13 protein-coding genes are annotated in these 10,546 nt (G+C 36.4%); 9 read left to right on the top strand and 4 right to left on the bottom strand.

Annotated elements, in window-relative coordinates:
- Positions 1 to 150: 150 nt before the first annotated feature.
- Together ACT53H_RS19070 and ACT53H_RS19065 are read right to left on the bottom strand one after the other, a co-directional pair.
- Positions 151 to 345: a hypothetical protein gene (locus ACT53H_RS19070; protein WP_042783573.1), complete on the bottom strand. Its 195-nt coding sequence runs from the start codon at positions 343 to 345 to the stop codon at positions 151 to 153.
- A gap of 246 nt (positions 346 to 591) precedes the next feature.
- Positions 592 to 1,314 (bottom strand): hypothetical protein, encoded by a 723-nt coding sequence (locus ACT53H_RS19065; RefSeq protein WP_046889941.1) that lies wholly within the window; start codon positions 1,312 to 1,314, stop codon positions 592 to 594.
- A 211-nt stretch (positions 1,315 to 1,525) separates the two neighbouring features.
- On the opposite strand from ACT53H_RS19065, the gene ACT53H_RS19060 reads away from it, so the two are divergent.
- The 9 genes from ACT53H_RS19060 to ACT53H_RS19020 all read left to right on the top strand — a co-directional run bounded on the left by ACT53H_RS19060 (position 1,526) and on the right by ACT53H_RS19020 (position 8,616).
- Complete coding sequence (locus ACT53H_RS19060) at positions 1,526 to 2,416, top strand: MobA/MobL family protein (RefSeq protein WP_017724911.1); 891 nt, start codon at positions 1,526 to 1,528, stop codon at positions 2,414 to 2,416.
- Positions 2,417 to 2,455: 39 nt separating this feature from the next.
- Positions 2,456 to 2,812 (top strand): hypothetical protein, encoded by a 357-nt coding sequence (locus tag ACT53H_RS19055; RefSeq protein ID WP_046889940.1) that lies wholly within the window; start codon positions 2,456 to 2,458, stop codon positions 2,810 to 2,812.
- Positions 2,809 to 3,024, top strand: a complete 216-nt coding sequence (locus tag ACT53H_RS19050; RefSeq protein WP_046889939.1) for a hypothetical protein — start codon at positions 2,809 to 2,811, stop codon at positions 3,022 to 3,024. The genes ACT53H_RS19055 and ACT53H_RS19050 overlap by 4 nt, the downstream gene beginning before the upstream one ends.
- A gap of 325 nt (positions 3,025 to 3,349) precedes the next feature.
- Positions 3,350 to 3,514, top strand: a complete 165-nt coding sequence (locus ACT53H_RS19045; RefSeq protein WP_153603848.1) for a hypothetical protein — start codon at positions 3,350 to 3,352, stop codon at positions 3,512 to 3,514.
- Between the two features lie 38 nt (positions 3,515 to 3,552).
- Positions 3,553 to 3,855, top strand: a complete 303-nt coding sequence (locus ACT53H_RS19040) for a helix-turn-helix domain-containing protein (RefSeq protein WP_046889938.1) — start codon at positions 3,553 to 3,555, stop codon at positions 3,853 to 3,855.
- Complete coding sequence (locus ACT53H_RS19035) at positions 3,842 to 4,756, top strand: reverse transcriptase family protein (RefSeq protein WP_046889937.1); 915 nt, start codon at positions 3,842 to 3,844, stop codon at positions 4,754 to 4,756. Before ACT53H_RS19040 ends, ACT53H_RS19035 begins: the two co-directional genes overlap by 14 nt.
- Positions 4,757 to 4,804: 48 nt before the next feature.
- Complete coding sequence (locus tag ACT53H_RS19030) at positions 4,805 to 5,311, top strand: PBECR2 nuclease fold domain-containing protein (RefSeq protein WP_052945581.1); 507 nt, start codon at positions 4,805 to 4,807, stop codon at positions 5,309 to 5,311.
- Between the two features lie 953 nt (positions 5,312 to 6,264).
- Positions 6,265 to 7,752: a SulP family inorganic anion transporter gene (locus ACT53H_RS19025; protein WP_000953323.1), complete on the top strand. Its 1,488-nt coding sequence runs from the start codon at positions 6,265 to 6,267 to the stop codon at positions 7,750 to 7,752.
- A gap of 12 nt (positions 7,753 to 7,764) precedes the next feature.
- On the top strand, positions 7,765 to 8,616 hold the full coding sequence (locus ACT53H_RS19020) for a universal stress protein (protein WP_004870777.1): 852 nt from the start codon (positions 7,765 to 7,767) through the stop codon (positions 8,614 to 8,616).
- Between the two features lie 231 nt (positions 8,617 to 8,847).
- Here ACT53H_RS19020 and ACT53H_RS19015 read toward each other — a convergent pair whose 3' ends face one another.
- Together ACT53H_RS19015 and repM are read right to left on the bottom strand one after the other, a co-directional pair.
- Positions 8,848 to 9,405: a plasmid replication DNA-binding protein gene (locus tag ACT53H_RS19015; RefSeq protein WP_025468577.1), complete on the bottom strand. Its 558-nt coding sequence runs from the start codon at positions 9,403 to 9,405 to the stop codon at positions 8,848 to 8,850.
- A 63-nt stretch (positions 9,406 to 9,468) separates the two neighbouring features.
- A complete protein-coding gene (gene repM / locus ACT53H_RS19010) occupies positions 9,469 to 10,392 on the bottom strand; it encodes a replication initiation protein RepM (protein ID WP_017724908.1) in 924 nt (307 codons plus the stop codon).
- Positions 10,393 to 10,546 lie beyond the last annotated feature (154 nt).

Raw genomic sequence — 10,546 nt, 5'->3', positions numbered from 1 at the left:
ACCCCTTAAACCTATCTTTATCACCCCTTAAACCTATCTTTATCACCCCTTAAACCTATCTTTATCACCCCTTAAACTATTGCAAACAAAGAATTTCAGCCTGTCTAAAAGCATTAAAAACTATTAAAAATAATTAAAAGCCTCATCTGGTCAAAATTGCCCTTGGTTTTCGCTACGCTCAAACTCTATTGAATCTCGCTTTCGCTCGATTCGGGGGGCAATTTTTTGGTTCTTTTCGTTGTGAATTTGAGAAAAAGCAAAGGCAAGAGCAAAAGCAACTCGGAATTCGCTTCGCTCATAAAGCTTTATGCTCGCTTCGCTCGGTCTAGCATCAAATTTTTGCATCTAAACTTCACTTTTTTAGGTTAATCAACCTAAAAAAGCGGTTTTTCAGAGGGCCGAGGCGCGAATTTTGGGACTGTCGCTCGTAGACACTCGCTTGGTTAAGCCGTTCTTATCGCTTATAGATGTAGTGTTATTTGCTTCTATTTGCGTTTAGAGACACTTTTTTGTTTTTTGGGTACTGATCTCTAGTTCGGTTTGAAATGATCGCACTATGGCGAAAATACAGCGTTTAAACGTGATGTTTGTTCATTGCTCTGGTGTTTTGTTGAATGGATTTCTTGGATCTGTTTTTGCTGTTTCAATAAGTCGATTCATATTTTTTGTGGTTGGCATACGTTGAACGAAAGCTTCGATTTCTTCAATTGTTCCAAGATTCTTTTTGAGCTGTCTAAAACTGAGATATGCATGAATCATGTCGGCCAGTTTATCTAAGTCGCTATTATCCTGTGAAAAACTAATCGATGCCTTTCTCAAAGATTCGATATAAAGCGATCCTATAAAGTATTTGATCTGGTCTTCTCGTTTTTTCTGTTGTTTCTGGCTTTGTTTTTCCTTTTGTTGTTCTGGATTCAGGGCTTTTTCTATTTTCTGATTCAGGTTTTTCGCTGCGGTCTGGTGGCGTTGCGTTTTGAGGATCTCATCTAGTGCATCGTGCATGGCAAAGTAGGCATCGATGTCATGTTTTTGATGGAGCTTGAGGATGTTTTGTTCCAGAGCGGTCTGTTTGGCAGGTTCTGTCTGTTGGATCAGTTGCAGCTGAAGCATGCGTTTGTTGTAGGCATTGCGTTCATAGCGACATTTTTGGATCAGTTGTCGGTCTTGCTCACTGAGATCCTGAAGACTTTTTTTGTTTTTGAGCATGTGCAAGCAACGTTCTTCAACTCGACGTTTGAACGGTAGATTGAGGATATGCGTGCCGAGTTCGTTGATTTCTTTTGCTGTGAGAACTAACGCTTTGCGTCCTGCCATTTGGATCTCATTTTGCCGTGGATTGAGACCATGTTAGCGTCATGTTATGGGCGTTTAAACTATTTTTTCTGCTATGCATAAAAAATAGTTTATCTCGTTTCCGTGTCTTTTTTTGACAACAATCGCTAAAGCGATTATTGTCAAAAAAAGACACTCCTCCTCGCTCCTGCGGAGAGCCTCCTTTGCGAATTGGATCTCAGGTGAATTCGGCATGTTTTACATGAATATTCGGCACAATGTGAAGAAGGATTCCAGTTCCAAGAATACCTTCCATTATCTGACTCGAACCGCGCATTTTGCCGAGCAAAAGGCCGATGAAGAATTGGAGTTCGTGCGTTCTGGAAATATGCCTGCTTGGGCTGTCGATGCACCTGCGACTTTTTGGCATAGTGCGGATCGTTATGAGATTGCTCGAGGTCGAACCAGTTCAACGTTGACCGTGGCTTTACCAAAAGAATTGTCGAAACAGCAGCGTAAAGAATTGGTCGAGGCCTTTATTCAGGAATTTGCTGATCAGTATCAGTTCCCTTATACCGCAGCGGTGCATAATCATCCGAGTGAGCTGACAGGTGAAGATCAACCGCATTTGCATCTGATGTATTCTGAACGGAGTCTGGTCGATGGGATTGAACGACCACCAGAGCAGTTTTTTAAGCAGTATCGTCCAAAGAATCCCACCAAGGGTGGCGCACAGAAATTAACGGCTGATGCGTTGGGCTTTGGCCGTGATCAGGTCAAAGCCTTTCGAGAAAAAACTGAGCAGCTAATTAATCAGGCTTTGGAAAGGCATGCACCGATGAAAACCGTGATTCTGGAGGGTATGGAGATTGTTGTTCCGAATCGAGTGAGTCATTTGTCCAATCAGGAATTTAACCAGAAGTACGGAACGCAGTTGCAGGATGTTCCGCAGATCCATCGGTGGAAGTTGAAAAGTGCTGATCCAATTATTCAGCTTGAAGTTGAGGCACAGAAGCAAACCATTCAACAGATTCGGCAATTTAATAAGCTCCAGATCTACCAAAAGGAGTACAACCAAGCCTTAGAGCAGCGTAAAAATCAAGATCTAGATCGTGATGATGGTTATACGCCATCATGGTTCTAGGAATATTGTGAAGTTTTAAATAAAGCTTTTGGAGGTCGTATGAAGACTGGAAAACAAATTCTTGAGGGTTTATTTGAAGATCAACGTGCTGCTGCACATGATCCCCATCATCCAGTGAATGATCAGCTTCGGGCCAGTCTATTGTGGAAGAAACATTTACTTGAGTTGATTCAGATCCCACGGCATCAACTGAAATCAGATGATAGCTATGTTTTGGTGTCGGATATTCCAGAGTATTTTAAAGCACAGTTTGAGCAGTTTTTTTTAGGTCAGAACCTATTGCAGCATGTGGATCATCCTGAAGAATCACGATTGGATAGCAAATGTTTAGACAGTTTTATTGCCTATCTGAAAGATCATCCAAGTTATCAATCAGAGCAGCGTGGCCAAGCATGAAAAATCCAGTAGATGCAGATCGAATTCGAGCTGCTTTTAAGGCAACGCAAGGGATTGTGGAGCATTCATTTGAGCAGCATGTGATTGATGCCAGTCAAGTGGATGTCAATGCGATGATTGAACGGATTGCTTCAGGTGAGTCGAGTTTTGAGGAGGAAGATGCTGTGTTAATGATGAAGTGGCGAGCTATAAAGTATTTAAGAAAGAAATAGCTATATTTACTTTATATAAAATTAAAATTTAATTCGCAAATAGCGAAAATAAATATTGAATTTGCGAATTTTTTGTTTATATTAATAAGTGTTGCTGCTAGATGCTCACAACCCGTTTCTTTATTTAAACCGTAAGGTTTGGAGGCTTAGCCTCAAACTCTGGGGGAATACAGTTCGTTCTGGATGTACAGAACAGAGTAGACCACAGGAGTGACACTTGCTAACGGTAGCAAGTGTCACTTTTTAGAGGGTTAAAATCTGAAAACATGATGTCATTCCATAAGTGATAACGGGACCAATTTTGGTTCATTTATGGAGTTAAATAATGATGTTCAGTAACTTTCAGATGCCATCTAAGCGCGATAAGGTTAAAGCAAAATCTGATCGTAAGTTTTGGTGGATTATTATTAAATTACTTATCTATATTGCACGCTTAATTGTGCGATTTTTAGGTGGTGATGATTTTGATGATCCTTCTAATTCAGCTTAGGTGGTTCTCTTTAAAAAAGAATTTAATAGGAACATATTATGATTCACAATGCCTTAGTTGCTATACGCAAATATCATGGCATATCTCAATCTGATTTATCAATTAAGCTTGGAATTTCAAACTCATATCTATCAGAGATAGAAAAAGGTAAAAAAAAACCTAGTTTAGATATTTTAGAAAAATACTCCGAGCAATTCGATATGCCACTTTCATCACTTCTATTTTTCTCCGAAAAATTAGATGAAGGTCAGCCATTATCTATAGCAACAAAATTCAAACTAGCTTCAGCTAAAAAAATTATTCGTTTAATGGAATGGTTATCTGATAATGAAAAAGCTTAGCTATGTATCTTTTGACTATGTTGAACATATTAAAGATTTGGCAATTTTTAATATCCAAAGTAAGAGATACTTAGCATTTGTTTTAAAAACTCAGTTGCCTTTGCTTAAAGATATAAGCAGAAACCCTAATAATTTTTACAGATTCAAAGTAAAAGAAATTGTTAAAAATGAAAAGTTGAAAATTAGACGTATAGAAGAACCAAATTCAATTCTAAAACCTATTCATAAACAAATACATAATTTAATCTCACAGCTACCTGCACCAGACTATTTGTTTTCTAAAAAAAAATCCTCTTGTGTCCTAAATGCGAAAGTACATTCGTTAGCTAAAGGAAAAACATTAAATATCGATATTGAAAACTTTTTTCCTTCTACTGCGAAATGGAAAGTACAGAATTTTTTTGGATATTATTTACAATATAATAGAGATGTTGCTGCATTTTTTGCTGATATTTGTACAGTTGATGGCCATATACCGACAGGAAGTCCATTAAGCTTGATGTTAGCTTTTTGGGCTAATCAGCCAATGTTTAATGAATTGAATAAACTCTCTAAAAGTCGTCAAATCACTATGACAATATATGTTGATGATATTTCATTTACTGGTGAGGCTGTCAGCGAAAAGTTCAAGAATAAAGTGATAGAAATAGTTAATAAACACCATCACACTGTGAATGCAGATAAAGTGAGATTTTTCGGAAAAGATTTAAAATTTATCAATGGTATAGCAATTGTTAATAATCAGTTGGAGCCAAGTAATGAGCTATCTGGAAAAGTTAGAAATTTAAAGAAAAGTAAAGAAATTCAATATATTAAAAACTTAAATGGTAAGATTGGGTATATTAAGTATATTAAGAAAGTAGATAGCTTAAATCGAGATATTACTACCGAATGTAAGTGATTTTTCGTATATAATATTGTTCTTATAAATCAGATAAGTAGGTGTATTTTGGCTACGATATTAGGTGACCAAAAAAAATTTAATGAGTATGGTCTATCGAAGCTAAAAGAGTTGCCTAGTGTATATTTTCAGGCAAAGCCAAATTTACTAGATCATGGTGAAAATGAGAGTGATGCATTAAATACTCTTGCCTCGGCATTTGGCGTAACGCCTGAAAATCCTATCATTAGAGTGCCTATTTTTAATCTCGAAATCACAATTGATATAAATTTATTAAGTCATATTGTTGAAAAGCGAGCAAATGGTCGTGAAAGATTTGCATTGTTTGCTAAGCAAACATTAATGCAGCCACATGAGGTTTGGAGAACAAAATATGACGATAACTCATATAGATATATATACATAGCTCTTTTTGATGGTAGTAAATATCATATAGCCGTAATAATTAATATTATGGCTAATGGAAATATTCTGTGGAATTATATGAACAGTGAGTTACGTTCATTAGATAGACTTAGAGTTGGTGAATTATTGTATTGTGCAAGTCAAAAATAAAAAAAAGCGACAATTTAGAAAAAACTGTCGCTTGTGACTCCGATATTGAGGTTTCGCTTCATCCAATAAAACCAAGTATTGTGAAGCACCGCCACAGATTGAAGCTCTTGGAAGCATCTGTTTTGCGCTCATCAGAGTCGGAATCTGATTTAGATTATAGTTCAAATTTTCATTTTGACAAATCAATTTTGCAAAATAATAAAAAAATGCAATATTAAGTTGGATTTTTACTTTTAGTTTTTTTTAGTTCATGCAAGCGTTCAGCCTCAACAAAAGCCATTAAAAGTTTAGAGGTAAGTTTTGTTTTATTACATATGATATTGAAAAATATAAAAATAATTAAACCAGTGGTAGAAATGGTTAATTGTGATGCATCAGGCATTAGATACTGAATATTAAAATTTTTTAAAAAACTAACAAAAGTGAAGCTATACAAAAATAACAAGAATATAGGCAGTTCAAATGTGATCTTCAATTAAGTTCCTCCAATTAAGCAATAAAACACAATACTTTTTAACCCACTTTAATTGGCAGAAGATATCAAAAATGATTAAAAATCATCCAATATGTTTCAATATCTGTTTTTCTATAGTTTTTAGATTGTTGATTCTATTTTAAGAAATTGATTTTAAATAAAAATTTAAAATCAATTTCGCATAAGCGCCATTATGTTAAATGGACATAAATCAATTCTAAAATTATCTATGATAATTCTATACTTTTACTTCGATACTGCGGTTAGGGTGGATAGAAAAGAGTCTAACTGCTATCATTGCCCCCGAAATCCTCCAAAATAGATATCTTTCTTAATATGACACTTACGCCACCATAAGTTTATTTACCTCTTAATTCAGTAAATAACTCATCACTGTCTAGTGATGTGGTGTAGTAGCTTGTGTGTCATATATCACATCACTAGCCTTTCCTAAAATTTAAAAAAATAGGCTATTTTCATGTTATCCACTATTCGAGAACAATGGTTCTCCAATATTCGCGGGGATGTTCTTGCGGGTATTGTTGTTGCTTTGGCTCTAATTCCTGAAGCAATTGCCTTCTCCATCATTGCAGGTGTCGACCCTAAAGTCGGGCTATATGCTTCATTCTGTATTGCAGTCGTGATTGCTTTCGTAGGTGGTCGCCCTGGTATGATTTCTGCTGCAACTGGTGCAATGGCTTTATTAATGGTCACACTGGTTAAAGAGCATGGTCTGCAATACTTATTAGCAGCCACAATTTTGACAGGATTTATTCAAATCCTAGCAGGTTATCTAAAATTAGGTGCTCTGATGCGGTTTGTATCAAAGTCAGTCGTGATTGGCTTTGTGAATGCCTTAGCTATTCTAATTTTTATGGCTCAATTGCCTGAACTCACCAATGTGACATGGCATGTCTATGCGATGACAGTTGGAGGTTTAGCTATTATTTATCTATTCCCTTATATCCCAGTGATAGGGAAGCTTTTACCCTCTCCTCTCATTTGTATTGTCCTCCTTACGCTCTTTGCCTTGTTCATTGGTTTAGATGTAAGAACCGTAGGCGATATGGGGCAATTACCAGATACGCTACCAATTTTCTTACTTCCTGATATTCCTTTAAATCTTGAAACTTTAGCTATTATTTTGCCTTATTCACTGGGATTAGCAGCCGTCGGTTTGCTTGAATCTATGATGACCGCAACAATTGTCGACGATTTAACAGATACCACCAGTGATAAAAACCGAGAATGTAAAGGGCAAGGTGTTGCCAATGTCGCTTCAGGCTTCTTAGGCGGAATGGCAGGCTGTGCCATGATTGGTCAATCCATTATTAATGTGAAATCTGGTGGACGTACCCGTTTATCATCATTTAGTGCAGGGGTCTTTCTGTTAATTATGGTGGTGTTTATCAGTGACTGGCTTAAAGCCATTCCAATGGCTGCACTGGTTGCTGTCATGATCATGGTAGCAATTGGAACATTTAACTGGGATTCACTACGCAATATCCGCCAATATCCCTTATCTAGCAATATTGTGATGATCGTTACAGTCATCGTGGTCGTTGCGACACATAATTTGGCTTATGGCGTATTAGTTGGTGTACTTCTTTCTGCATTATTTTTTGCCAACAAAATTGAACGCTACATGGCAATTCAGTCCGAATTTAATGAACCTGAAAATACCCGTATTTATACGGTAACAGGTCAAGTGTTCTTCAGCTCAGCAGATAAATTTACTTCTGCATTTGATTTCAAAGAAGCACTTTCAAAAGTTGTGATTGATGTTAGTCAGGCTCACTTCTGGGATGTGTCTGCGGTCGCTGCCGTAGATAAAGTGGTCATTAAGTTTAGACGTGAAGGAACAGAAGTCGAACTTATTGGAATGAATGAAGCTAGTAAAACATTAGTCGATAAGTTTGGTATCCACGACAAACCAGATGCTTTAGATCGCTTAAATAGCCACTAAGAGGGATTAGTTATGTCAAAAATTATTGCATGTATTGATGGATCATTAGTAACAAATACTGTGTGTGATTATGCAGCTTGGTTTAGCGATAAACTTAGTTCACCTATTAAACTATTGCATGTCATTGATAAGCCAAAAGCGAAAGCCCCACAAGATTTAAGTGGTGCAATTGGTCTAGGAAGTCGAGAAACCTTGCTAAACGAGTTGGTTGAACTGGAAGAACGTAAGGGAAAAATTGAGCTAGAGCATGGTCAGATTCTTCTTCGGGAAGCAAAGAATTATCTATTGGAGAAGTTTTCTATTGATGCTCAAAGTTTTCAACGCCATGGCAGTCTTTTAGAAACAATTATGGGAATGGAAGAAGACATTCGAGTTCTTGTTATGGGTAAGCATGGGACTGAAACTGAGCATGATTCCAGTAAAGTTGGAACCCATATTGAAAATGTTGTTCGTGCCCTTCATAAACCCGTATTAATAACATCTGCACTTTTTAGTCCACCTAAGTCTTTTTTAATTGCTTTTGATGGAAGTCAGACTGCACGCATTTGTGTAGAAAAAATTGCCAATAGCCCTTTATTAAAAAACCTGACAGCTCATGTGGTATATGTTGGTAAGCCAAATAGTGATATGACATCTCAAGTTACTTGGGCAAAAGAGCTGCTTGCAAATAATGGTTTTAATGTAATTGATATCGTACTTGAAGGTGATGTCGAGAAATCAATATTAGATTACCAAGAGAAAAACGCTATTGATATGATGGTGGTTGGTGCATATGGTCACTCAAAAATACGCCAGTTTTTTATTGGTAGTACGACGACCAAATTGTTATCAAGCTCTACAAAACCAGTATTATTACTAAGATAATTCTTACAAGATAAAGGGATAGTTTTTAACTATCCCTTTTTTAGAATTTCTAAAATTAACATAATACACCTTATGCGAAATACTTGAACTTTTCCTTTTCGCATCAATATCTTAAAGTAAGCCGTTCTAGGGTTCAGCGCACTGGAACGGCTTTTTCGTGACTATTCACGTTCAACGTATGTTTTTTAATCAATGTTCCACAATTTTGATTAGCTACAGTCAACAATGCTCTCACCCATTCGGTAAGAAAAAGCGACTGAGAAAGCCTCTTTTCGGCTGCTCTGGTTCTACGTGCTCTGGCACTGGAATACGCTTATTTTCTGTTTCGACTGGAGTAGTCAATCCGTCATCTTTCGGTTCGAGTTCTGACCGAGTATCTGTTGCTATATCTGGAGCAGATTTCTGATCGGTAAACGTAGTCATATTGGATTGTGGGGGCTTCATTTCAATGAGTGTTAGCAGTGTATCTATACGAGCATTTGCCTTGGCTTCACGATCTTCGGCTTTTTCTAACTGTTTTTTTAGAAAATCAATTTGGTTTTTGAGTTCTACAACTGTTTTATCAGTGTATTCAGATGTATTTTGATTTTGTATTGGAGACGTATCGATACGTTTTACTTGTTTTACTCCAAAAGGTTCTCCATAGACACGAAGAAGTTCTGAAAAGTCTATAAAACCATCGTGGTCACGGCTTAACACACCGTTTTTTATATCTTTATATAGCGTAGCTCGAGATTTTTTATACAGGGTTGCAGCATCACTAACACTGTATTTTGTAGCTGTATTCATAGTGTATTGCTGTGTATTTTGAAAACGTATTGGAGAATACAATATGTGTATTCTCCAATACACTCAAGCTTTAAAGCCTAAGTTTTTTAGATGAGGCAAAAACTGTTTTTGCTGTATTGGATCTCTTAGCATTTCTTTGATTTTCGCGGCTAGGCTCTCATAGCTTTCATTACCATTTGCTAAGTTTGAAAATTCAGGTAGTCGTGAAAGCTGATTGCCAAACATATTGATTTGAGCATCTGTCATTTGTTGGAATGCTGTTTGGGGCGTTCTAGTTAATTCTTGTTGAGATGGCCTAACTTTCGATTTAATTCTGAATTGAATGTCAGTGATAACTCGTCCTTTTTTGAATTGGTCATAGTCAACGGTAATATCAGTGTGTTTATTAATTTCACTTACTGCTCTGTCTAATACGTTGGATTTAAAGTTAGACATTGTTGAATATTCAGTCGCGTCAAGACCTAACTTTGATCTAAGATCGTTAATACTATATTTCTCAGTTTTTGCGACATTCAACCATTTAATTAATAGCTCATATAGTCTTATGCTATATTTACTTCTAAAATCAGATACTTGCTCTATATGATATTTGGTAAATTGTTCGCTTAATCGGCTAATTAAGCTGATAACTTCGTTGCTAAGGTATAAAACAATAAGACCATTAGAATCTACATAGGTCACTTTGTTTACCCAATTTGCTGTAGTAAGAGCCTCTAGGCCCTTATATCTATCTAAATAACTGAACTCCCTTCTTTTTAGTGTTTTTGCTGCCTCTCTGAGCAAGCCATAGGCATTATTACTATCCACTTTAAATTGATGAATGTAGTCGCTTACAAGCACTTCTATTGGTGTATCTGGCGTGAGATTAGAAGACTCTCTAGCTCCAACTATGGCCAAGAGCATAATACGTTGCTCTATGAGTGATAAGTTAAAAGAAGCATCGATAAGAGCATTATCTTTAACAACTAATTTATTGTTATTTGTCATGATATGAAGCTTATTAATTCATTTAACTAGGTTATATGTCATATATTTTAAATAGTCAATAATCTATCTATTTATATACCCCTTAAACCTATCTTTATCACCCCTTAAACCTATCTTTATCACCCCTTAAACCTATCTTTATCACCCCTTAAAC

This window comes from Acinetobacter sp. DMC2 (assembly GCF_056314305.1).
The sequence above is the reverse complement of the archived record's forward strand: the minus strand, read 5'-3'. Positions and strand labels throughout refer to the sequence as shown.